General features: G+C 49.7%; 28 protein-coding genes and 1 pseudogene. 10 read left to right on the forward strand and 19 right to left on the reverse strand.

All coding sequences use genetic code 11. The features are described from left to right. Positions 1–54: 54 nt before the first annotated feature. The 19 genes from LKD37_RS13175 to LKD37_RS13265 form a co-directional block, all read right to left on the reverse strand. Positions 55–618 carry a restriction endonuclease subunit S gene (locus LKD37_RS13175; RefSeq protein WP_302929633.1) on the reverse strand — a complete coding sequence of 188 codons (564 nt, stop codon included), beginning with the start codon at positions 616–618 and terminating at the stop codon, positions 55–57. Then, on the reverse strand, positions 608–2,110 hold the full coding sequence (locus LKD37_RS13180) for a class I SAM-dependent DNA methyltransferase (RefSeq protein WP_302929634.1): 1,503 nt from the start codon (positions 2,108–2,110) through the stop codon (positions 608–610). The genes LKD37_RS13175 and LKD37_RS13180 overlap by 11 nt, the downstream gene beginning before the upstream one ends. 69 nt (positions 2,111–2,179) lie before the next feature. Beyond that, on the reverse strand, positions 2,180–2,419 hold the full coding sequence (locus tag LKD37_RS13185) for a helix-turn-helix domain-containing protein (protein WP_006573514.1): 240 nt from the start codon (positions 2,417–2,419) through the stop codon (positions 2,180–2,182). Between the two features lie 149 nt (positions 2,420–2,568). Then, positions 2,569–3,933, reverse strand: a complete 1,365-nt coding sequence (locus LKD37_RS13190) for a relaxase/mobilization nuclease domain-containing protein (RefSeq protein WP_050618465.1) — start codon at positions 3,931–3,933, stop codon at positions 2,569–2,571. Beyond that, on the reverse strand, positions 3,894–4,223 hold the full coding sequence (locus LKD37_RS13195; RefSeq protein WP_005934759.1) for a plasmid mobilization protein: 330 nt from the start codon (positions 4,221–4,223) through the stop codon (positions 3,894–3,896). Before LKD37_RS13195 ends, LKD37_RS13190 begins: the two co-directional genes overlap by 40 nt. A 236-nt stretch (positions 4,224–4,459) precedes the next feature. Then, the gene (locus tag LKD37_RS13200) at positions 4,460–5,119 is read right to left on the reverse strand and encodes an SIMPL domain-containing protein (RefSeq protein ID WP_050618466.1); all 660 of its coding nucleotides are present in this window, start codon (positions 5,117–5,119) and stop codon (positions 4,460–4,462) included. Further along, positions 5,116–5,775 carry a vWA domain-containing protein gene (locus tag LKD37_RS13205; RefSeq protein ID WP_050618467.1) on the reverse strand — a complete coding sequence of 220 codons (660 nt, stop codon included), beginning with the start codon at positions 5,773–5,775 and terminating at the stop codon, positions 5,116–5,118. Before LKD37_RS13205 ends, LKD37_RS13200 begins: the two co-directional genes overlap by 4 nt. Positions 5,776–5,876: 101 nt before the next feature. Further along, complete coding sequence (locus LKD37_RS13210; RefSeq protein WP_008396798.1) at positions 5,877–6,299, reverse strand: YolD-like family protein; 423 nt, start codon at positions 6,297–6,299, stop codon at positions 5,877–5,879. After that, positions 6,296–7,804, reverse strand: coding sequence for a Y-family DNA polymerase (locus LKD37_RS13215; protein WP_302929635.1), 1,509 nt, complete (start codon positions 7,802–7,804; stop codon positions 6,296–6,298). The genes LKD37_RS13210 and LKD37_RS13215 overlap by 4 nt, the downstream gene beginning before the upstream one ends. A 22-nt stretch (positions 7,805–7,826) precedes the next feature. Beyond that, complete coding sequence (locus tag LKD37_RS13220) at positions 7,827–9,359, reverse strand: hypothetical protein (protein WP_008396796.1); 1,533 nt, start codon at positions 9,357–9,359, stop codon at positions 7,827–7,829. A 5-nt stretch (positions 9,360–9,364) separates the two neighbouring features. Beyond that, positions 9,365–10,408 carry an O-acetyl-ADP-ribose deacetylase gene (locus tag LKD37_RS13225; RefSeq protein WP_207684283.1) on the reverse strand — a complete coding sequence of 348 codons (1,044 nt, stop codon included), beginning with the start codon at positions 10,406–10,408 and terminating at the stop codon, positions 9,365–9,367. 19 nt (positions 10,409–10,427) lie between these two features. Continuing rightward, positions 10,428–10,637 carry a hypothetical protein gene (locus LKD37_RS13230; protein WP_008816147.1) on the reverse strand — a complete coding sequence of 70 codons (210 nt, stop codon included), beginning with the start codon at positions 10,635–10,637 and terminating at the stop codon, positions 10,428–10,430. A 37-nt stretch (positions 10,638–10,674) separates the two neighbouring features. Then, positions 10,675–11,331: a hypothetical protein gene (locus tag LKD37_RS13235; protein ID WP_004851532.1), complete on the reverse strand. Its 657-nt coding sequence runs from the start codon at positions 11,329–11,331 to the stop codon at positions 10,675–10,677. A gap of 33 nt (positions 11,332–11,364) precedes the next feature. Continuing rightward, positions 11,365–11,844: a flavodoxin gene (locus tag LKD37_RS13240; RefSeq protein ID WP_147561324.1), complete on the reverse strand. Its 480-nt coding sequence runs from the start codon at positions 11,842–11,844 to the stop codon at positions 11,365–11,367. Between the two features lie 6 nt (positions 11,845–11,850). After that, positions 11,851–12,537: an AlkZ-related protein gene (locus LKD37_RS13245; protein ID WP_302929636.1), complete on the reverse strand. Its 687-nt coding sequence runs from the start codon at positions 12,535–12,537 to the stop codon at positions 11,851–11,853. Next, complete coding sequence (locus LKD37_RS13250) at positions 12,537–12,842, reverse strand: carboxylate--amine ligase (RefSeq protein ID WP_147561320.1); 306 nt, start codon at positions 12,840–12,842, stop codon at positions 12,537–12,539. The genes LKD37_RS13245 and LKD37_RS13250 overlap by 1 nt, the downstream gene beginning before the upstream one ends. A 33-nt stretch (positions 12,843–12,875) precedes the next feature. Continuing rightward, on the reverse strand, positions 12,876–13,700 hold the full coding sequence (locus LKD37_RS13255) for a hypothetical protein (protein WP_147561317.1): 825 nt from the start codon (positions 13,698–13,700) through the stop codon (positions 12,876–12,878). 24 nt (positions 13,701–13,724) lie between these two features. After that, entirely contained in the window at positions 13,725–14,189 is a 465-nt protein-coding gene (locus tag LKD37_RS13260) for an ImmA/IrrE family metallo-endopeptidase (protein WP_302929637.1), read from the reverse strand. Between the two features lie 140 nt (positions 14,190–14,329). Next, a complete protein-coding gene (locus LKD37_RS13265) occupies positions 14,330–14,758 on the reverse strand; it encodes a helix-turn-helix domain-containing protein (RefSeq protein WP_005934745.1) in 429 nt (142 codons plus the stop codon). 203 nt (positions 14,759–14,961) lie between these two features. On the opposite strand from LKD37_RS13265, the gene LKD37_RS13270 reads away from it, so the two are divergent. The 10 genes and pseudogenes from LKD37_RS13270 to LKD37_RS13315 all read left to right on the forward strand — a co-directional run. Then, complete coding sequence (locus LKD37_RS13270) at positions 14,962–15,288, forward strand: hypothetical protein (RefSeq protein ID WP_005934743.1); 327 nt, start codon at positions 14,962–14,964, stop codon at positions 15,286–15,288. Then, positions 15,285–16,013, forward strand: a complete 729-nt coding sequence (locus LKD37_RS13275) for an ImmA/IrrE family metallo-endopeptidase (protein ID WP_008816141.1) — start codon at positions 15,285–15,287, stop codon at positions 16,011–16,013. The genes LKD37_RS13270 and LKD37_RS13275 overlap by 4 nt, the downstream gene beginning before the upstream one ends. Continuing rightward, a complete protein-coding gene (locus LKD37_RS13280) occupies positions 16,013–16,255 on the forward strand; it encodes a hypothetical protein (protein WP_008982958.1) in 243 nt (80 codons plus the stop codon). Before LKD37_RS13275 ends, LKD37_RS13280 begins: the two co-directional genes overlap by 1 nt. Positions 16,256–16,463: 208 nt before the next feature. Further along, on the forward strand, positions 16,464–16,946 hold the full coding sequence (locus LKD37_RS13285; protein ID WP_147561313.1) for a hypothetical protein: 483 nt from the start codon (positions 16,464–16,466) through the stop codon (positions 16,944–16,946). A 511-nt stretch (positions 16,947–17,457) separates the two neighbouring features. Beyond that, positions 17,458–17,700 (forward strand): DUF6870 family protein, encoded by a 243-nt coding sequence (locus tag LKD37_RS13290; protein ID WP_050005989.1) that lies wholly within the window; start codon positions 17,458–17,460, stop codon positions 17,698–17,700. A gap of 214 nt (positions 17,701–17,914) precedes the next feature. After that, the gene (locus tag LKD37_RS13295; RefSeq protein ID WP_302929638.1) at positions 17,915–19,549 is read left to right on the forward strand and encodes a recombinase family protein; all 1,635 of its coding nucleotides are present in this window, start codon (positions 17,915–17,917) and stop codon (positions 19,547–19,549) included. A 15-nt stretch (positions 19,550–19,564) separates the two neighbouring features. Continuing rightward, positions 19,565–21,271: a recombinase family protein gene (locus LKD37_RS13300; RefSeq protein WP_207684287.1), complete on the forward strand. Its 1,707-nt coding sequence runs from the start codon at positions 19,565–19,567 to the stop codon at positions 21,269–21,271. After that, complete coding sequence (locus LKD37_RS13305) at positions 21,272–22,879, forward strand: recombinase family protein (RefSeq protein ID WP_302929639.1); 1,608 nt, start codon at positions 21,272–21,274, stop codon at positions 22,877–22,879. Beyond that, positions 22,876–23,271 carry a recombinase family protein gene (locus LKD37_RS13310; protein WP_050618475.1) on the forward strand — a complete coding sequence of 132 codons (396 nt, stop codon included), beginning with the start codon at positions 22,876–22,878 and terminating at the stop codon, positions 23,269–23,271. The genes LKD37_RS13305 and LKD37_RS13310 overlap by 4 nt, the downstream gene beginning before the upstream one ends. Positions 23,272–23,297: 26 nt before the next feature. Further along, positions 23,298–23,482, forward strand: a pseudogene (locus tag LKD37_RS13315) (recombinase family protein); the annotation flags it as partial.

Here is a 23,482-nt window from a genome sequence, read left to right on the forward strand (position 1 = left end):
TAATTTGCTGCCCAAACTGATGTCTGGCGAGATCGATGTGTCTGCTGTCCAGCTCTAAGCTGCTAAATTATCGTTTAGCTCTTGATTGTTCACAATCTTTTTTTGGATTGTGGAAATAATCTCGACAACACATTTCTGAATACTTAATTCAGGCAATACGACCTCAATCTGTTGAAAGGTCGAAGATGGTCTCGCCAATGCAGGGACGCCAACCTGTGAGGCATTGCTTAGAAGTTTATGCTGTCCTATTGGAGTGTGGAAGTAATAGACAAGGTATTCGGGCAAAACCTTGTCGTTGCATCGCACCCTAAACTGAGATTGCGAAATCACATACCGGTCATATTTTGAATCTTGAGGAATAAACACTATTTGCCCAAGCGTTCCTCTGTGTGTTATTACAATATCCCCGCGATGTGCATTTGCCTTGTTAAGAGAGTCAGCTTTTTTCCTTGTGACATAGCGGAATGTCTTTTCGGATAGAGAAAAGCCCTCAAGATTACTACCATTTAGGACAGGTACGCCACTATCCACAAAACACGAGACTTTAATATTTGATCCGAATGGACCCATCGCAATTTCATCAATTAGGTCAGCAATACGATACGTTTCATAGCCCATATCCAATCGCCCCCAGTCGTTCTTTGATCTGCGTCTCAAGTTCATGGGACTTTGCGAAAAGCTCAGAAAGTTCAGAAGTCAAACGCCCCATTTTCTCTTCAAACGGCTCGCCGTCATCTTCCTGTTCCTCAATACCAACATAGCGTCCCGGAGTGAGAATGTAATCCTGCTTTGCAATGTCCTGTGTAGTGACAACAGCACAGAAGCCCTTTTCATCTTCGAGTGTTCCATCAACGAAGGCATTATAAGTGTCGGCAATTTTCTTGATGTCTTCATCCGTCAGTTCGCGCAGCTTCCGCGTAACCATAGTGCCGAGTTTCCGTGCGTCGATGAACAGCGTTTTGCCTTTTTGCTTCTTGTTCTTTGCAAGGAACCAGAGCGATACCGGGATCTGCGTCGTGTAGAATAGCTGCGTCGGCATTGCAACGATACAGTCCACAAGGTCAGCATTGATAATGTTCTTGCGGATTTCACCTTCACCGCCGGACTGCGAAGAAAGCGAACCATTTGCAAGCACCATACCGATACGTCCATTCGGAGCGAGATGCCAGATCATGTGCTGCAACCACGCGAAGTTTGCATTTCCGGCAGGAGGCGTACCATACTGCCAACGGACATCATCAACGAGTTTATCCGCACCCCAGCCGGAGAGATTGAAGGGAGGATTTGCCATAATGAAGTCTGCCTTGAGTTGAGGGTGGCAGTCGTTAAAGAACGTGTCCGCATTAAACTTGCCGAGGTCGGCTTCAATACCGCGAATAGCAAGATTCATCTGCGCCATCTTCCATGTGGTCGGGTTGGAATCCTGACCAAAGACAGAAATCTTGTTGATGTTGCCGCCGTGATTTTCGATGAACTTTGCGGACTGAACGAACATACCGCCAGAGCCGCAGCACGGGTCATAAACACGCCCATTGAACGGCTGCAATACTTCAACAAGGGTACGCACAACACAAGAGGGAGTATAGAACTCACCAGCAAGTTTGCCTTCTTGCTCAGCAAACTTGGAGAGACAGTATTCGTATGTACGACCGAGAATATCCTTGCTGTTCCCATGCTCGATCATCTGAATGTTGGTGAAGAGATCAACCACTTCACCAAGACGCCGCTTGTCCAGTTCTGGACGGGCGAAGTTCTTAGGAAGAATATCTTTGAGGCGCTTGTTTTCTTTCTCGATACTGCGCATTGCGTCATCAATCACCGTGCCAATTTCCGGCGTGTGAGCGGCAGCAGCGATCACGCTCCATCGTGCATTCTCCGGGACAAAAAAGATGTTTTCGGCAATATACTCATCCTGGTCTTCCTCAAATCCATCGCCTTCTTCAACCAGTTCCTTGTACTTCGCCTCGAAGCGATCAGAAATGTATTTCAGGAAAATCAGTCCGAGAACGACCGACTTATATTCGGATGCGTCGATGTTTCCGCGCAGGACGCAAGCCGCGTCCCAGATTTGTTTTTCAAAGCCGATATTGCTTGTGTTATTTTCAGCCATTTCAGCAACCTCCAAAGTTATAGTTTCACACTTACTATTCTACAAAAAGAGCTGTACGAAAAACCGGACTCAGTTCTTGTCCGTTCGCACAGCCTCACATATATCTCCGATGTCACAGTTCAAGTAATCACAAATGCGCAGCAAAATAGAGAGGGACACTTCTTCCCCCTTATTCAGTTTTGTCCATGTTCCGGCAGACAGCCCTACTTCATGTCGTAGAGAAGCCTTCTTTATGTCGCGTTCCAGAAGAAGCATCCATAGTTTCTTATAGCTTATGCGCACGGCAACCATCCTTTCGCTTGCTTGCATTCAACATCGTTTATAATATTATACTGGATTTCATTCTCAAAAGCAATCCGTTGATGCAGAAATTAAAGAAAAAGTTTCAATTTCTCGAACCTTCTCTCAAGGATGCAGGGCATCTCCTGTTGATCGGAGATGCCCTGCTTTTGACGAGATTATTCGCGCTGTGTGCTGCGCAGATGATCACGGTCATGGTCAGCAGAAGGAGCGAGAAACGTATCAACATTAGACTTGATCGTCTCTATTTGTTTTACTTCTTTTTTGAGCTTCGCACGTTCATCATAGAGCCGCTGTTGCTCATCGAGAAGTCGCTGCTGTTGCGCTTGCAGCGTCTTCAAGCTCGGCAGTTTTTCATCGCCCTGCATGGCAAGCAGCGTACTCCGTGCCGCCTCGAAGATCACAAGCTCTGCCTCATGCTTTGCCTTGAAACCCGGCTTATCTTTTGCCTTCTGGAAAGCGTCATATACAGGTTTTAGGCGCTGGTAGTTGGAGATGTTTTTGATAAGCGGCTGGACTTCCCGCAGCCGCGCTTCAACGCCTTTCAGCTCCTTGCCGGTACGATCATAGGAGCTGTGAACATCCTCGACCTTCTTCTCAAGATCGGCGTATTGGAGCAAGTTGTTGTCTGTGAGATAGTTGAGCGTCCGTGCCGCTTCCTTGAGGATAGTGAGCTTTGCTTTATGCTCATAACCCTTGCTGTCGATAAGCCTGATCCGCTCCTGAATATCTCCGATGAGAGAGATGCCCTTCGGCGTGGTCTGTCTCTGACTTCTTCGGGGCGTCCGTCCGGCAATCCGCTCCTTGATGCGTTCCTCGGTGTAGTTCTCTCCGATGGTCTTAGAACGGGTAAACCGATCCTGACCTTCAGCGCGGAAGGAGATGTATTTGCCGGGTTTGATTTCATAACCGGCTTCCTGCATGAGCCGCAGAAAATCATCGTAGTCCTTCGCTGTGATGACAAGCCGGTCGATGGTCTGCTTGAGTTTTTGCTTCCAGCTCGTGCCGCGTTTGGCTTCGGTGTACTCCTTGTAGCTCATGCCTTTGTTCTGAGAGGGAGGGATAACAGAGAGACCGTTTTCCTTACAGAGCCGGTCGCTGACCTCACGCATATCATAGTAAATCCGCTTGTAGCTCTTGTAGGCGTGGTAGTCCACAAAGTCAACCGCATTGAAAATCAGATGGTTATGAACATGGTCCTTGTCAATGTGCGTGGTCAGCACATACTCGTATTTTCCACCGAGGATTTCATCCGCAAATTGCTTGCCGATCTCGTGGGCAAGCTCCGGCGTGACCTCTCCAATTTCAAAGGACTGGATCACATGACGGGCTATGATCCTGACCGGATTCATCCCTTTTTGCTCGGCTATTCTCCGCGTCCATTCAAATTCCCGCGCTGCGGTCTCGCTGGCACAGCCGTAGGACGAGACCAGCAGCTTCTCGTCGGTCTTTTCGGGATTCAGAATGTACGCGATTGCCTTGCTCAAAGTTCCTCGGATTGCTTTGATTTTAGTAACTGCCATACCGCGTCCATCTTTTCTTTCAGCTCGTCAATATCGTCCTGATAGAATCGTCCCGTCGAGTTGATCCTGCGGCAGACGGTATTGATGTTCACGCCGATCTTGTTGATTTCGGCGGCGAGCTTTTTCTGCTCTGTGTAGTCTACGACAATGATGTAGCCGTCAATCAGCATCTTCCTTGCATACGCACCGAAGTTCTCCGTGCCGATCATCTCCATCTTCTTTGCAATCGTCCGTTCTTCCTGTGGTGTCAGCCAAATCTTCTTCTGAATGTCTCGTGTTCTTCGTACCATGCTGCGCCCTCCGTCGTAAAGATTAGAAGGGTTTGGGACTATCCCAACAAGCAAAAATCTGATGTTAAGGGCAGGGTCTCCTTAACTGATTTTTCTCCGGTGGGTACTCACCGGATTTGCTTGCTAATCTCCCAAAATCGTATTCCCCGAAGATTCCTCCGTGAAATGTCCCTTCACTTTACAACGGACACAAAAAGGGCGTTTGTTGAGTACCGGATTTCAAAAAAGTCAAAAAATCATTGGATTTCCCATGTGAAAGCCACTGTGTCTGTCACATCAATATCAACCGGCTCAATCTCAGGTGCGGCGCACTTGCTCATCGCCATGAGAGGCTGAATGCAGTCTTCAACATCGTAGCTTGTTCTGGAAAAAACATTGAGTTCGCCCCAGTTGTAGTCGATGTTGAGCAACTGCCCAAGCGTACTGCCTGATGCTTTGCAAAGAATCTCCGCCTTCGCTCTGGCGTTCTCCGTCGCGCTGATCAGCAGCTTTTCGCTGACCGCTGATGGGTTTCTTACAGTGAATGCGATACTGAGTTCCGGCTTTGCACCGCAATCCGCAATCGCAGAAATGATCTTTGCAAGCTGTTTGCTGTCAAAGTCAAATGCAAGTTTCAAGCGATAGCTGCAAGCATATCCGACAAACTCTCGCTTGTAATTTCCTTGCCGATCCTTGACGTTCTCGTACCTTGTCTGGACATCAAAGCTCGTGGTTTTCAAGTCTTCTTTGTGATACCCAACGCAGACTGCGGCACCTTGCAGTCTTTCGATTCTCTCGGTAGCTTCCGACATTGCACGGTCATAGGTTTTAGATAAGGTTTCAATGTTCAAGGAGAGGATGATGTAATCCGGTCTTGCGGAGACATTGCCTGTCCCTTTTACGGTGATCGTTCTCATTGCTTTCTCCCGTCCTTTCTGGAATTAAAGTCCTCATCAATACGCTTTTTCCAATTCGTACCCAGTGGTACGCTGCAACGGACAGCAGAAACCGCTTCGCTCAGAACCTCATAGTTGAGCTGCGTTCCCTTATGGTCAGAGTGATAATTGACCGCTCGGTCTGCTCCAATACCGAAGTGCTTTGCCGTTTCAACTGCGTCAATATTTGCGCCGAGGAATAGAAACTCCCAGCCGTACTTTTCCTTCTGCCGCTCGATCATTTTCTTAACTGTCTCGCTGTCATAACGGCGGCTTGCATTCTCCATGCCGTCCGTTGTGATGACGAACAGCGTATGTTCAGGGACATCCTCATTTCTTGCGTACTTGTGGACATTCCCAATGTGATGAATTGCTCCGCCGATAGCATCCAGAAGGGCAGTACATCCGCGAACGGAATAGTCCCTGTCGGTCATCGGATCCACCTTCTGAACCGGCACACGGTCATGGATAACCTCGCTCACGTTGTCAAAGAGAACGGTAGAGATCAATGCCTCGCCATTCTCTTTTTTCTGCTTTTCAATCATGGAGTTGAATCCTCCGATGGTGTCTTTTTCCAGTCCGCTCATAGAGCCGCTGCGATCAAGGATGAATACGATCTCCGTCATGTTCTTTCTCATGTTTTGTACCTCCGTATATAAAAAAATGACTGCTTGGTGTCTCACCTTACAGTCATATTGTACTTCGGTATTCACTTCATTTGGTCGCATGGCAAGCGACATTATTCTAAGGATAAGAACAGCTCTCCGTCAATGCTTAGGATGTCATCCATCGGAATCTTCGTGCCGTCCTGCATGGTAATTAGGCGCTCAAAGTCATCAACCTTTATGACTGCGCCGGTTGCAGTTACATACGCACCGCCAGCTTTGCGCTCATCAGGTTTGAAGTAGGTTATTTCAACCTCCGGCTCTTCATCAAGGGCATCCATGAGAAGCTGATACCTCATGTTCAAAGCGGTCAAGGCTCCCTCATCAAGCTCAATCCTTTCGTCGGTCAGACGTCCGGTTTCCTTGATTGCAGAATCATAGCCGGTGAGGGCGGCAAAGGGTGCAAACTGCGCTGCACGATCTGACATCGGCATTTGTGGTCGCGTTTTGGAAACGTGATGAGGAAGTCCCATGATCTCGTCGTATTTTCCGTTCACGCCTTATGCCCTCCAATCTGCGCATTGCGGTCTTTCGCGGTTGCGCCTTCTTCAAGATTCATCGCCTTGAGGATGGCGTTCTTTCCGTACTTCTTTTTGATTGCAAGCGTGGCGGCTTGTATTTTCCGCTCACGTTCCAAGGCGGCGTCCTCGGCTTTCTGTTTTTCCTCTTCGGCAGCATAGTCAGTGAAAAGGTCAAGCTGGACAGCACCGTCATTTTTCTTCGGCGCGTCCGTTTCCGGCAGGACATGATTTGCTACAACATACATACGGCGGACAAGCAGATTCTTGTCCACGATCCGGTCAAACAGCTCTGACACAGCACACATTATTTTGCGGGTAGAGGATGTGTGACCGTCGAGGTTAATAGAGCCGTGCGCCTGTTTGGGAATCTCCCGACCGTAGGGGTCTTTCCCCACCGCGCCGTGATACTTTGCCCGTCGTGCAGGATCGGTCAGGTTCTCAATGTCGTAGCCAACTGTGAGAACCATCTGATCGGTGACAAGCCCCTTGTCCACCAAGTCCAGCACAAGCAAGTCCGTCATTTCCCGGACAACCAGCTTCGCCTTCTGCGGCTCATAGGGACAGTGCAATACCTGACCGGAACTGAGGCTGTTGGAGCTGGGACGGTATGCCTTGATCGCTTCAATGGTCGTAGGCTCCCAGCCCCACGCATGGTCGATGAGCAATTCCGCATTCTTGCCGAACAGCTTGTAAAGCAAGTCCTCGTTCCGCTCTGAACAGAGGGCAACATCGCCCATTGTGAACATCCCATTCTGCTCAAGTTTCTTGGCAATACCTCGACCCACGCGCCAGAAATCCGTGAGAGGCTGGTGCGCCCAAAGCTCACGCCGGAACTTCATTTCATCTAGTTCGGCTATTCGGACGCCATTTTTGTCGGCGGGGATGTGCTTCGCTACAATGTCCATTGCCACTTTGCAGAGAAAGAGGTTCGTGCCAATTCCTGCGGTTGCTGTGATGCCGGTTGTTTCAAGCACATCGAGGATGATCTTCATGGCGAGGTCATGTGCCGAGAGCTTGTAAGTATTCAGGTAGTCCGTCACGTCCATGAACACCTCGTCGATGGAGTAGACTACGATGTCCTCCGGCGCGATATACTTGAGGTAGACCTGATAGATGCGGGTGCTGTACTCCATGTAGTACGCCATCCGAGGCGGCGCGATGATGAAGTCAATCGCCAGAGACGGATCTGCTTGCAGCTCTGAGAAGAAGTGCGACGAGCCTTCCAGTCTGCGTCCCGGTGCGTCGTGCTGCCGTCCGGCATTTGCTTCCTTCACGCGCTGCTTGACTTCAAACAGCCGCCCGCGTCCGGAAATGCCGTAGCTTTTGAGGGAGGGCGTGACGGCAAGGCAGATGGTCTTGTCCGTCCGGCTCTCATCCGCAACGACGAGATTTGTGTCCAGAGGATCTAAGCCGCGCTCCCGGCACTCCACGGAGGCGTAGAAGGATTTCAGGTCGATTGCGATGTAAGTGTGTTGTTTCACCTTCTTTGCCTCCGCTTTCTTCTTAGATCAGCCCTAATGACATTTCATTGGAGCTTTTAATGTTGAATACGATACGCCATTCAATATCACCCTCCACCGGCTCAAAGTGTAGAGAGGAACAAACTGCATGAAGTTTTTCTTTTGAGCTGTCTCCACACACGATTGCGATTGGACCGTCCGCTCCGCCGATAATGCCGATACAAGCAATATCGTTTCGTGCCTCTGGTGCATAGCGGTCAGAGCATGGCGCAATTTCCAAAGGCTTGTCCCCCTCAGCGCAATCACAGATCGTAACATCGCTGTCAGGTTCAGGAGAAAGTGTATAGCTCATAGCAGTAAAATGCGTAGGATAAAACCAGCGGTCAGAACCGTAACGCTTTTCGGAAATTGTCTGCTGCTCTAATTCCTGTACAGTCAATGTGTATTTTTTTCCACTGACCGGATGGAGGAAAGAAAACGAATCACCGGGAGCGTGTGCCTTGAAATGTGGTCCCGGGACACGACACGACTGCTGCTCCATTGTAAGGGAGAGGGCTTTTATTTCAGGACGGCGTTTGCTTGTCCACGGAAAAGCTGCCCGAAAAATCATCCATCCATAGGATGTATCCAAATCATAGTGTTCCAATGCCCACTTTGCTTCCGCTTCATTGATCACCCCGTCTGGCAAACATGGATTAAAGACCACGGAACAGCCGTGGGAGGTCAGCATTGTTTTCCCGTTCAATTCCAAACGAGGAATAAAGTCAAGGCAAAGTGGATTGTCTAAATCTATCTGCATTTGCTGCTCCTGCGTGAAGTATTCGCAGGAGTCGTTTTCGGGGTGTAAATCCCATTTAGTTATGAACTTGCGAATGTCTTCTTCCGGGGTACGCATACAAAAGTCCATGACGAGTCCCTTGCTGCAAGAATACGCCGCAGGAATAACCCAATGATGCCTCGCCCAGTCAAATTGCTTATTCAACCGGATTTCCGTTCCGGCATGGTCTTTTCCCGAATGTCCCCAGAAGTTTCCCTCAAAGTAGACCTTCCACTCAGGCATGGTCGGTTCTGCTTCTGGGTTCATATCAACATCATAATAGTCCTCGGTGTACTTGATCTTACTATAATCAAAAGATGCTTGCAGCTTTTTGATGTATACCCACGGCTGTTCCATAGGCGTCAATTTCATTTTCTCAGCAAGCTCTGATAGCGTTCTTTGCTGATCCTGCGTTGGAGGGTTGTCCTGCAAAAAGGCTTCAAACTGGGCTTTATCCCACATCCACGCCTGTTCCAGCGCTGCCGAATCACTGCAAGCAAGGAGCAACCTCAGAAAGTCTTCAAAATCGTTTGCCAGCGGATGAACAAAATCCGGAGCCGAGTTCATGGGACTGACGGAAAATACCATACCGCCAAAGTCTCGAACAAAGCAGAAGTGGATGCCGTCCACACCCGCCCAGCCAAAAATAGATGCACCTTTTGGCGTGCAAAAGTATGGGTTGTTATCTTCACGACGCTCCACCCCTACGGGCGAAAGGTCAATACCACTTCGCAAAAATTTCTGAAACACTTTATCCATAGACCTTATGCTCCTATTAAACTTTGGTCGAAGGCAAACAGAGCCTCGTTGATCTCAAAGACATTATAGTTCCCATGCTCCACGAAATACTCCACGATGATGTCAAACTTGTTGGAGTGGGAGAGCGCAAAGCCAGCCTTCATGAGCATATCCTTCATTTCAACAAGCGGCAGCTCAAGGGCAATGGCAAACGCAATGACCGTGGGCTTGGAAGGCTTATAAGACTTGTCCGAGCGGATCTTCGAGAAGAGCTTCCGGTCAATATTCGCCTTCTTATAGCACTGCGCGTCCGTCATGCCGCGCTCATCAATCTTTCGCAGAAGCATCTCGGAAAAACTCTCGTCGATCTGTCCCAGCGCGTCATCAAGGGTTGCCGCCTTTTTGGGGGCAGCCGCCGCAGAGACGGGAGGCATGAGCTGTTCGATTGCCTCTTCACAAACGGATGCCTCGCAAGGCATGGGTTCTTCCATCCGGAAGGCGTTCATCCTGCGCAGCCGCTCGGAACGACTATCGGTATGTTCGTCCACATAGCGGTCATCTATGTATGAAGCAATGTCGGCAAACAGCTTGCCGCTGATCTGATAGGCTTTGCGGTCGAAAATGACGATGTACACCGTCATTTCGTTTTCAAGAAGGAAACTGCTAATGGTGTCAATCGCCACTTTGAGAGCCTGATCCTTCGGATAGCCGAAAATGCCGGAGGAAATCAGCGGGAACGCAACCGACTCGCATCCGTATTTCTTCGCCAGCATAAGCGAAGTCTGATAGCAGGAGATCAGCAGTTCGCGCTCACCATGCCGCCCGTCATACCAGCGCGGACCGACAGCATGAATGACATATTTGCAGGGCAGCTTGTAGCCTTTCGTGATTTTTGCGCTCCCGGTTTTGCAGCCGTGGAGCGTTTCACATTCCGCCAGCAGTTCCGGTCCTGCAGCACGATGAATGCAGCCGTCCACACCGCCGCCACCCAGCAGCGACTCGTTGGCAGCGTTGACGATGGCGTCCACCTTCATTTTTGTGATGTCATTCCTGACAATTTGAAGCGGCATTATTCTATCCTCCGTCCTATCAAAGCGGCATCGGTGTCCGGGCGATCAGAATGACCGCCAGAATCGCGCCCACAAATGCCGCTACCCCTACGACTGCCAACACCTTTTTGTCGAGCTTCTTCTTCGCTGCCTTGCCAATCAGAGCAGTGCAAGCCATGCAGACAGCCGCAGCAACAAGCGCAATGCCCAGCGTTTCCCATAGCCAAGAAAGTTCATGTAGGATTTTCATGCGTTCATCATCTCCTGTTCGTTAAACTGGAAGTTGTTTATCCAAAATGAAATGGAATAACCATATCAAGTAAAACTGCAAGAACTATACTAATCGTTCCCATTAGCGCAGAACTCCTCAATGTGTCTCTCCTCAAAACAATAAGTCCAATAATAAAGACTATCACTTCCAAAACAGATTTTGCATTAAAATACCAGCATCCATATACAAAGCACATATTGAACAATACTGCCAAAATCAGCGCTGATAGTATAAATGCCAGTTTGCTTTTCCCCTTTGCATACCAACAGACAAAAGCCAATAATGGAGAAACAGCTGTAAATCCAAACCAAATCATCGCATAACTTCTTGGGAAAAATCCTGCAATATAGTTTGAATACAAATAGTAGCTTGCAACCATACCAACAAAGAATACAAAAACATTGATGCTTGCTCTTATTGCAGAATTGCTATAAATAGAAATACACAGTGCAATCAATATCCAGATTGCAAAACGCCCAAGAAAATTACCAATATCTAAGACTCCATTTATTGCCATAAGCACACCTGGAAGTTCAGTTTGACGAAAATCCAGATATTTTGAGAAAGTTCCCAAAGCTATTCCGAGAAACAATATCGCTATGGTATTTATAAGTTTTCTATTATTGGATATTGGATTTTCTGCATTCCTTATATCATTCAAAAAATTTATCATAATTATCCTCACAAATTCCGATTTGTCTGCCCCTTAAAGTCCAAGTCCTTCAACCCACGCCGCAAGCTCCTGATGCCCGACGCAGCCCTTGAAAGCCTTGCCGTCCATCAGCTTTGCGCCTTTGCAGCTCGGCGCAAGGCGTTCGTTCGTCTTGCCAATGTCGCTTCCTCCGGAGGTTGCAAACGGGATGATCGTCTTGCCGGTCATATCATAGCTCTCAAGGAACGTATTGATAATCGTCGGCGCAACGTACCACCAGATCGGGAAGCCCACAAAAATTGTGTCGTAGTCCTTCATGTTGTCCCGCTTTATGGCAATCTCTGGACGGGAAGCAGGATCGTTCATCTCAATCGTGCTGCGGGCTTTCTTGTCCATCCAGTTCAGATCGGCTTCCGTATAAGGCACCTTCGGCTCAATCTCAAAGATGTCCGCGCCGATTGCCTCTGCCAGCGTCTCGGCAACCTTTGCGGTCACGCCGGACGCAGAAAAATATGCTACAAGTTTCTTGCTCATGGTGTTTTATCCTTTCAATATCTTCGTAAGCTGCTGTACAGACGCACCCGGCAGGATGGAGGAAAGATGCTGCATCATGCGCTCTTTGGATTCCTGCGGGTCTCGCTGATATGCAGATGTGATAAGGTCGTACCCGAAAAGTTCTTCCGGCGTCGCATACTCTGCGACACCCCAGCCATAAGGTCTTCCATATCTGTCCTGCATATAGACGAAATCCGCGATGCAGACATAGCTCTGCATTTGCAGCCGCGTGATGCACGTCTCAAAACCGGTGTTGCCGCCCTTGCGGTAGTTCAGAGCTTCTTTCAGCCGTTTGGAAAGCATCCTGCCTTCACCGGCTATGGCTTCATAAAGCTCTTTGTCCTTGTAGGACGCCAAGCCGTCATCCCAACGGGCGTCAAAGTCATAGCCGTCACGCCGGAAGTTCGCAAAGTCCGGAATCCACTCCCGGCTCACAAATCCAGCCTTCTTGTTGAAAAGTTTGCCGTAAAGACATTTGCCGCTCCGCGCAGCCGGTCCTTTCCATTCCCGCGGACCATCTACATCATCCGCAAACCATAACTCAGGTGGGCAAAGTTCCTCGATGGAGAAGCCGTGAATCTCGTTCCGAAAGAAGGGCAGAAAGCCGTGTTGTTCGACGGCTGCAATCAAACCATCTGCACTATGTAGTTGTCTGGCATATCTCTTTGACATTACTCCGCCTCTTCAATCACGCCATAATCAATCAGGATATTCTTCTCCGCATACTGCGGGTAAACAACACCCATCATCTCATACTGATAACGTCTTACGCGGCGATGCTCCTGAACCGGCTCCGGTGCATACGCAGCGGTTTCGCAGTGCGCATACTCCGGCATTTCCGCAAGATCATCCCGAACAGCACGGATAAGCGCGTCTGCCACATCATCAATGTTCTTGCCGGTCTCCACGGCAACCAGTTCGTGCTTCTGGACTGCCTTGTCCAGATTACCGGGGGAGCGAAACAGCTTATATTTCATATCGTTGCCCGTCCTTTCTCTCTTTCGGTCTGCCTATTCTTCCTGAAATCTGTTCTTTAGGGACGCAATCATCGCTTGTGCGGCAATGCTCAGATACAAAACTCCAATTTCATAGATAAAGTCGCGGTCGATTACGATAAAGTATTCTCTAACGTGTGTAAAAACCAGTTCCATCAAGTCCCTGTACAGTGGATCATCAAAGGGCTTGAACCGCGTAAACTTGCTTTTGGCAGCGTCCCATGTCATAGACGCTTCGCCCTCAGCACTGGTCATTGCCTCACAGAGAATCATGCTGACACCCATTTTTCCGTTGCCGGTCAGGAGTTCTCCTTCGTAATAGCTGAGTAGGTCTTTCTTGCGTCGAATCGGAATTACATCGCAGTTGTCATCCAGCTCAAATGCAATCAGCTCCGCAATCAGTTCCCGCCAGACTGCATAACCGGCGTTAATGGTTCCGTCCTCTTCGCGGCTTATGGTATCGTCCATGCAGTATCGCTCAAAGAAATTATCTCCGTCAATCTCGTTGCGGGTGCAGAAGATATGCGCCAGCTCATGCAGAAGAATGTGTTTCAACTCTGCCGGATGACGCGCTATGTCTGTGCGCAGAAGGATTCCGTCCGCGCCGTCTCCTGTGCCGACGAATGCAGAGGCGTGAAAGTCAAAATAGCCGTCCTCTGTATATCGGTCTTCCAGCCGGTCAGGGAAATACTGCTTGCAGAACTGCTCAAAGACTTCCTGCTGGTTTTCCGTCTGAAAGCAGCACAGCACAAGGTTGTCCTCGCTGAACTCTGCCCCCAAGCGTTCGTTAAAGATGGAAGCGGCATAGAAAAGGGCTTCTTTATAGTCGTTATCGTTCATCTAATTACTATCCTTCATCCTCATTCAACCCTCCGGTCTGACATTTTTCAGGAAGTCAGAGTGCGGTACATAAGGCAAGTTGAGCTGCCAGCCCATGCGGTTCAGCTCGTTGAGCTTGATCAGCATCAGGTTGATGTTTGTTCCCATTGCAGCCGAGAGCTGCACCACATCGTAGTCCTGCTTCATCAGGTCAATCAGCTCATCATCGTCAATGATCATGTGTGAGGCAAACGCATTCGCCTCATATTCGTGTTTTGTGCGCATATCGAACAGCACGAACTCCGGGAGCGGTTCGTTTCCTTTGGCAAGATCACGGTGAAAGGTATCATGCCCGATCTCGTGACCGCAAACCATTTGCATGATCAGATACTCCATGTTGGAGTTCAGAAGAATATGCCGCTCTTTATGGCGGTAGGTGTACATTCCGAGCAGATCGTTCAGATTGTCAAGAAAATGGAGATGAATGCCCAGCTCACGGGCAATCTTCAAGGTATCTCTTGTTCCACAGCTTTTGACAATGCTGTTCGCCTTTTTGTATATTTCCTCGGAGCGAATTATCACGGGACCTTCACCCCTTTCATGTTGAAAACAGTCAAAGTAAATCCGTCAAGAAACCGAGACGCAGACAGTTATTCCTCTGCGTCCGTACCGGTCTTCTTGTATTTCTTCGGCGTGTATTTCTCAACATTCCGGGCTTTGGATTCCCAATATATATCCTGCAACGCCTTCATCACCGCATCCTTGTCCTGCTCAGACAGCGTACCGCCCGCAAACAAGCCGGACATCCCTTCAATCAGGTCCTTTGCCTGTTTCATGCCACGGGAGCCGTACTGCTCGGATGCCTGAACCACAAACTCTTCGTCCTCGGTCAACAGATAGTTCACATCCACCTTGAAGTATTCCGCGATTTTTCTGTAAGCGTCCTTGGTACGGGGAAAGGAAATGCCGTTCTCGTACCGGGTAATCATACGCCTGTTGATCCCCAGTGCATCGGCTACTTCCTGCTGGGTCAGCTTCCGCTTCTCCCGTTCAGCCTTGAATTTCTCTCCAAACGTCATTTTGGTAATCACTCCTGTTCACAAAAAGTTTGCGACATCAAATTGCGCAAGTCTATTGACAAAGGCACTTGAAGTGCGTATAATAATGACTGAGCAATCCAACTACTCATAGTATATCCTGAATTGCTCATCCTGTCAAGGGGCATGAGTAGTTGTACACGAAAAAGTTACATCTTTTGAGCAGTTCAAATGGACAGGCATTTATGCTGCCGAAGATCATCCGTACCGGCATACACCGGTATGAGGGAACAGGAGTGAGAAAAACAGAAATGGCTACACAGTACAGAAAAGCATACGTCCCGGTTACGCTGGATGTGGACAAGGAGGGGGCAATCCTCCCTCGCCTTATCTGGTGGGACAACGGTGTAATCTTTCAAATCGACCAGATTCTATACAAATGCCGCGCCACATCCAAAAAGGTTGGGGGCGGAGGCATCCGTTACACAGTTCAGATTCGCGGAAAGGAGTCATTTCTTTTCCACGAAGGAGACAAGTGGTTCGTCGAAGCAAAGGAGGACAACTGCTCATGATTTTATCCCAGCGCCAACTTGAAGAAATTGCAGCCTCAACAACGAAGGACTTCAACCGATTCTTTTTCGGGGATGAGGCGGACAAGCCCGACCGATCAGCTTTGCCAACACCCATTGATCAGTTTGCAAAGAACTATCTCGGTCTTCGCGTATCATTCGCCCGTCTCTCGCCGGACGGAAGCATCTGCGGTGTCACTGCCTATGCCGACACTGAGTACAAGATCACGGAACTTGGTATTACGCGCACACTGGCTTTGAAGCGTAATCAGGTCATCTTGGACGAGAGCTTCATTCGATCCGGCAACGTGCAGCGGCTCTGCGCCAAGCGCAGATTTACCCTTGCCCACGAGTGCGCCCATCAGATTCTCTTCCAACTGGAATCGGAAGAGGTAAAGGCGTCCTGCGAAATGAAATATTCCGCACGGACAGCCTATACGCCGCGAGAGCTGAAAACCCGCGAGGACTGGAACGAGTGGCAAGCAAATGTCTTGGGCGCGGCGATCCTGCTTCCTCAAAAAGAGGTTGACCTGGCAATGCGTCGGTTTGCAGAAACGCCGCTGATCAATTACGAGGGGAGGTATTCGTATGGTGATCACTTAACGCTGCGCCTTTTCTGCCGGTTGTTCGGTGTCTCCAAGACAACGGCGTCTATCCGTCTTCGTCAGCTCGGCTACATGGTAGATCGTCCATTCAGTGAGTATGTTGACCCATTGGAGGTGTGGTAATGAAGAGAGCATCTATTCGGGTTCAGGAACCGACGCCGGAGCTGATCGAAAAAATCCGCAAGGCAAGAGTTGCCATTTCCCAGCAGAAGCCCCGATACCTGAAATGTCCCTATTGTCAGCATAATGCCATTGCTGTCTACGAGGACACGAGGGGTCATGTAGAATCCAAGTGCAAGAAATGCGGGCGGATCACAGTCTTTGATGTGCTGAACATGAGAAGACTGCGCCCGCGTACCAAGTAAGAACCGGAGGACAAGCCTCTGTTCTAAAATAAAATATATGTCATAGCTGAGCTGTGGAGCCGCCTGATAGGTGAAGTCATCCTAATGCCGCATGAGACAGAGTGTAATTACTCTGTTTTATCGGCATGGGATTCAAACCTCACCGTCATGCGGCTCTTTTTCTGTCTTCACCCTTCCCGCTGCTCCCGCGCAGCGGAAAGGATGAACAATGAAAATCCCTAAGACCCCTATCGCGTTCGATTACGACCTCTGGACTACGGAGGACGGCAAGTGCATGGTGCGCGTGAAACGAACCGGCGAAGTTTCCGAGGTTGACCGCAAGGTTATGAGAATCCTTCGCGCAGAGGAAAAGCGGATCAGGCGCTCGTATGGCTCTGACAGCACCTCCGAGGATGAGGACAGTGCAGAAAAGTCTTCTGATTCTGTACTGTCTCTCGACGCTATGCCGGAGGACGATGTGAAGTCCGCTGCATGGCTGGCAGACTCCCGCGACTGCATGGAGGAACTGATCACCGCCCTCAAAGAGAAGGAGCTTCTTTCCATTCTGACCGAGAAGCAGCGCGAATTGTATCTTGCGATGACCCGTGAAGGACTGACTCTTCGAGAGTTTGCCCGAAGGAAAGGCATCGGCATCAGAGCTGCATTTGACCTCAAAGCAGCGGTGCAGAAAAAATTTCAAAAATTTTTTTGAGCGGTACTCAACAAACGGCAAAAAGATGTCCGTTGTAAAGTGAAAGGGTCAATCAGACCACTTCACTGTTCCTTGAAAACTGAATAGTTCAGTGCTGCGGATCTTTCCGCTTCTGCGAAGCAACACAGCTTCCGACGCCAAGACCTCCCGAAAGGGAGTGAGCGACCACCGGAGAGCTATAACAGTCGTGTGGTGCGGCTGCTTGCGACGATGCAGATGCCGGGTATAATGATACTTCCGTCTTTTCTTTGAAGGGGCGGCTCGGAGCGATCCTCGGAGGGGTGAGAGTCCCATGATACCGATTGACCATTGGTAGTCCGCAGCATTCCCGGAACTGCAAAGTTCTTCTGGCAGGGGCGCGAGCTGCAAATATGCCGGACAATGAAACAAACCCAAAAGAAACTTACTATATAGTTTCAGGATGAAAACTATGTGGCAGAGTGTCTTCACAAGATGCTCTGCCATATCCTTTTGTCCTGAATAATTCCACGAAACAGGAGGTGCTTAGAATATGATGGGCATTGAAACAATGAAAAACGTCAGCCCGAAAACGGTTGACCGTAGCACACTCGTTCAGAGAAGCAGCATCCGGCTTGATCCTGCGGCACCGCGAGAGGACAGGCTGAGGGAGTTCATCAAGCAGATCAGAAATCCCTACTGTTATCTGGACGGGAAGACAGTGGTGAAGATCAGCTTCGCCGAGACGGACACGACAATGGAAGATTGTCTGGAACACTATCTGAGAGGTCTTTGATTTATGAACAGTCTGAATCTTTTCACCCGGTTCTATGGACAAGCGATTGAGCCTGTGGTATAATGAAATCGGTCAAAAAAAGAAGAATACGGATTAAGCCGCTTGCCTTGATGGTCATGTGGCGTTTTCGTGTTCCTCTTCATAAGAGTTGAAGCAAGCCTTCGTCTTTCTGATTTGATGTACCACACCAAACAGAAAAACGGAGGTTATTTTTATGCCAGACAAGGTTTACCGCACGGCGATCTACTGCCGTCTGTCCCGTGAGGATGGAGACAAAGTAGAAAGCAACTCCATCGCCAGCCAGAGAGCCATCTGCGAGGACTATATCGCAAGACATGAGGATTTGGAGCTTGTCTGTGAGCCGTTTGTGGATGACGGTTACAGCGGCGTTTCCTTCAATCGTCCTCAGTTCAAAAAGCTGGAAGAGGCAATCCGCAAGGGTGCGCTTGACTGCATTGTGGTCAAGGATCTCAGCCGCTTCTCAAGAAACTACATCGACGGCGGACGTTACATTGAGAAGATATTCCCGCAGCTCGGCATACGCTTCATCGCAATCAATGATGCGTATGACAGTCTGACCGGTGATCCGCAGTCCGACTCCTTTGTTATCCCGTTCAAAAACCTGATTAACGATTCTTACTGCAAGGACATCTCCATGAAAATCCGAAGCAGTCTGGAAGTCAAGCAGAAGAGCGGTGAGTTTGTCGGCTCGTTCGCACCTTACGGCTACATGAAATCGCCGGAGAACAAAAACCAGCTCATCGTGGATGAAGCGGTCAGCGAATATGTGCAGATGATCTTTTCCATGTACAAGGACGGCTTCTCCATTGGGCGCATTGCAAAGCGTCTGAACCAGATGGGCGTCCTGTCCCCAATGGAATACAAGCATTCCGCCGGTGTGAAGTTTGATACCGTCTTCAAAACCGGCGATACCGCAAAATGGACATACAAAGCCGTCCAGCGTATTCTCACCAACGAGGTTTATATCGGCGTTCTGGCTCAGGGCAAGCGCGGCACTCCCAACTACAAAGTCCGCGTCGTGAAAAGCAAGGATGAATCCGAATGGGTCAAGGTTGAAAATGCGCATGAAGCTCTTGTCTCCTACGAGGACTTCATGGCGGTCAAGGTCATGATGCAGAGAGATATGCGCTGTTCACCCGATCAGGACGAGGCGCATCTGTTTTCCGGCTTCCTGTTCTGCGGAGACTGTCAGCAGCCAATGATCCGCAAGACCGTCCCGTCGAAGACAAAAAAGTATATCTACTACGTCTGCTCCACCAATAAGCACAGCCGGACGTGCAGCCCGCACAGCATCGCCGCAAAAGAGGTTGAAGAGAAGGTCTTCCGTGCTATTCATGACCAGATCGAGCTTGTCATCAATCTGGAACACGCGCTTGCGATGATAGAGCGGCTTCCGTCTCAGAGCCGTAAGGCTTTCAATTACGAAGCCCAGATTGCAAAAATCGAGGAAGAGATTGAGCGGTATCAAAAGCTCAAGCTGGGGCTTTACGAGAACTTCATCGGCGGCGTCATTGATAAATCGGAATACTTTGAGTTCCGCAACAGCTACACCAAAACCATTGAGAACAAGCAGGACGCGCTTCTGCGGGTCAAAAAAGAAATGAAGCAGGCGGTGACAACCGGCACAACCGAACGAAACTGGGTAACGCTTTTCAAGCAGTATGAAAACGTCGAAGAGCTGAACCGCCGTGTGCTGATGTCCCTTGTTGACCGCATTCTGATTCACGAAAACCATGCAATCGAAATTGTCTTCAAATACAGGGACGAATACCAGCAGACGCTTGAATACGTTCTCGGCTATGCCGATGAACTGGATATTGCCGTATAAAGGAGGGATGAGCAAATGGCAAGAAAAAGCAGAAAACAAATTGCAGTCGAAGAGCCGGTTATCGAATCTGTCTCTTCCGAGGTCTTCTCAACAGCCATCTATGCCCGTCTTTCCGTTGAAAACAGCGGCAAGTCTGAAAAGGTGGATGTCATCGCAAATCAGATTGAGATTTGCAAGTCCTACATTGCAGAGCGTCCCTACCTGAATCTGATAGATACCTATGTGGACAACGGACGAACGGGTACGGTTTTTGATAGACCGGAGTTCAACCGTCTGATGAACGACATCCGCACCGGCAGGATCAAGTGCCTTGTGGTTCGTGATCTCAGCCGGTTCGGGCGTGACTACATCGAGGCAGGAACCTATCTGGAACGGGTCTTTCCGCAGATCGGGCTTCGGTTTATCGCCATCAAGGAAAACTACGATAACTTTGATGCGGACGGCTCCGGCGAAAGTCTCATCATCCCTCTACAAAACATGATCAACACCCTCTACTCGAAGGACATCTCCCGCAAGGTTTCTACTGCGCTCAAGGCACAGATGGAAAGTGGAGAGTTCAAGAAGCGCAATCTCCCGTATGGTTATCGCTGGGATGAAGAACACAGCAATATGGTCTTCGATGAGGAAACCGCACCGATTGTCCGGAAGATTTTCCAATGGAAGATTGAAGGGCTGTCTCTTCCTGCGATTGCAGACCGGCTTGATGCAATGAACGCGCCCAATCCGGAGTTTCAGAAGTATCAGGTCGGCGTCCGCACAGGCAATGCTACGGCAAAGAAGATTTGGAACAAATCTTCACTGACTACCATTCTGGATAATCCCCATTACGTCGGAGATACCGTTCTCGGACGGACGCTGAACGCCATCTACAAGGGCGTCAAGAATCAGCACATTGACCGTGAGGAATGGATTGTTTTTCCCAATACTCACGAGGCGATTATCTCCCGTGAGGACTTCCAGAAGGTACGAGAAATGCGGAACGCTGCTGCAAGGACAAGGGTTGAGAAGATGGAGCGCACGGAAGAAATCCGCGCTACGCTGATCAATCTCTTTGAAGACAAAATCGTCTGCGCAGACTGCGGCAAAAAGCTCTACTTCCATCGCAAGCGCGTTGACAAGCGCAAGGACGGCGCATGGTACGCCTTCTATGAGTGCAGTTCATCCGTCAAGCGCGGCAACCTCTGTACGCTGCACTATACGCGGCAGGATAAGCTCGAAGCCGATGTGCTTGCGGCGATCCAGCTTCAAGTCAAGGCGGCTCTCAATTACGACAAGCTGCTTGCCAAACTGAGAAACAGTGAAGGCGAACGCAGCATCCGCGATCAGCAGAATGCGCTCATCACAAGCCTGAATCTGAAACTCAGCGGCATCTCCAAGAAGCGTACTCGGCTCTATGAGGACTTCACAGAAGGCATTCTCGATGAAGAGGAATACGTCTTTGCCAAGAAAGCCTACGATGAGCAGTATGCTAACCTTTCCCGGCGGTTGGATGAAGCGGTTCAGCGGAAGGTAAAGTTTGCCGAGGCAATGTCCGAGGACAACAAGTGGCTCACGCTGATGAAATCCGTCAGCGGTGCAACGATGCTCTCTCAGGAGTTAGTTGACGAGTCCGTAGAGCTTGTGAAAGTCCATGAGGACGGCTCAATCGAGCTGGTCATGAAATACGGCGATATTTACGCTCTGACCGTTCAGAGTATCAAGGAAGTACAGGAGGCGATGTAAATGAGCAAGGAATACAACATCGGCATCTACATCCGCCTCTCAATGGCTGATGAAGATACCGGCTATGGCAGCAAGGCGGAAAGTGACAGCATCGGCAACCAGCGTATGCTCATCAATCGCTTTCTCGACAATCATCCGGAGTTGTCTCACTGTCAGCGGTCTGAGTTTGCGGATGACGGTTATACCGGCACGAACTTTCACCGTCCTCAGTTCACGCAGATGATGGAGAAGGTCAAGCGCGGCGAAATCGATCTGATCTGCGTCAAAGACTTTTCCCGCTTTTCTCGTGACTACATTGAAACGGGAAACTATCTGGAATGCACTTTTCCATTCATGGGCGTCCGCTTTATTTCCATCAACGACGGCTATGACAGCGACGATTACAAAGGCACAACGGGCGGTCTGGAAGTGGTTATGCGCAGCATCATCTACGCCGCATACAGCAAAGACCTTTCCGTAAAGACCACATCGGCAAAAATCCAGATGATGAAGCAGGGCAAGTATGTCGGTGGCTACGCCCCATACGGCTACGTCCTGCATCCCACCATTCGGAACAAACTTGCCGTAGACCCGGAGGCGGCTGATGTGATCCGTCGTATTTTCCGCGAGGCGCTGGAAGGCAGCAACACCTCTCAGATCGCCCGCAGCCTGAATGATGAAGGCATCCCGACGCCGGGGCAATACTTCAAGAGCAAGCATCCCGACAAGAAGAAGTTCAGTAACATGAGCGAGAAAATCAGTTGGGAAACCGTGATGGTCTATAACATCCTCAAAAACCTTGTTTACACCGGAACACTGGTCAGCCGCAAAATGAAGTCCTGCGGTGTCGGCTCAAAAAAGCGTGTTGTCAATGAGCCGATTATCGTAGAAGGAACGCATGAAGCTATTATCAGCAAGGAAGACTTTGAGCTTGCTCAGAAGGTCATTCGAGGCGGAGGACGGAATCCCACGCGCAAGCAGCATGACTATCCGCTCAAGGGACTCGTCCGCTGCGGTAACTGTAAACGTGCTATGACACGCCGAAAGAACAAGGCTGGCATTCGATACTTCCAGTGCATTCACTCGGTCAACAACGGAAACACAGACTGTCCGGTTGGCAGGAGCTTTCCGGAAATGGATATTGAGAAGGTTGTCTTCCATGCCCTTACTCAGTTTCTTGCTTTGGCACAGAAGGGAGCAATACAGAACCGCGAAGTCGGTGATCTGCGAAAATCTGCCATCAAGGAATGTGCTGATAAAATCCGCACTCTGCAAAAGCAGAACGAGCAGCACAAGGCGTCCAAGCTGAGGCTCTACGAGAAGTATGCAGCCGGAAGCATCACGAAGGAGGCGTACATTCAGCAGAAGGCGGCAGCGGATGTGAAGATTGCTGAAAACGATGGAGCAATCCAGCGCAGTCACGAGCGGATGAAGGAGCTTGACTCCGAGACCGCCTGTTCAGATGAAAAGCTGGATGCGGTCTGCGAACAGTACGCCGACTGCAAAGCTCTGACCTATGAGCTGACCCACGCATTCATTTCTGCGGTCTACATTTACGATCTTGACAACATAGAAATCGTCTGGAAGTTCAAGGACTTCCTCACTACATCAGAAGGAGAAGCCAAATGAAAGTATTTCTTTATATCCGCGTTGCCTGTGCGGATCAGCTTGCGGCAGCAGACCAGCGGGAAGAGCTGGAACGCTATGCGAAGGACAAAGGCTATGAGGTGGCTGCTGCTGTGGCGGCAGACGGCATCTCCGGCGTCCATACGGAAGGTATCATGAACTTCCTGCTGAACGAAGCCAAGCGTCAGGACATCGGTACGATCCTCACCCGCGACACCTCGCGAATCAGCCGGGACACTTCCTCTTTCATGAGGTTTGAGCGAAAGTTCCGGGAGAACGGCATCCGGTTCGAGTATCTGTCCAAGCCTGACAACGAGCTTCCGGTCACTCCGATGTTGGAGGCATTTGCGGCGGCGTATAAGAAGCGTCGCACAAAGAACGGCACAAGAGCGTAGAGAAAACGCAAGCCGTTCACGGGTGGTTGTCCACCTATGAACGGCTTGTAAATTCTCAAAATTTTTTTAGTCCCTACTTGACACAAGAAGATATGTCGAGGTTAGGGCGAAACTACCTGCAAGTGGGAATGTACACGGAAATGATTTTCCCACAGAAAGGTGTCCGCTTCATCGCTATCAATGACGGAGTGGACAGCGCACAGGGCGACAA

The organism is Brotocaccenecus cirricatena (assembly GCF_020687045.1).
Classification (GTDB): Bacteria; Bacillota; Clostridia; order Oscillospirales; family Oscillospiraceae; genus Vescimonas; species Vescimonas cirricatena.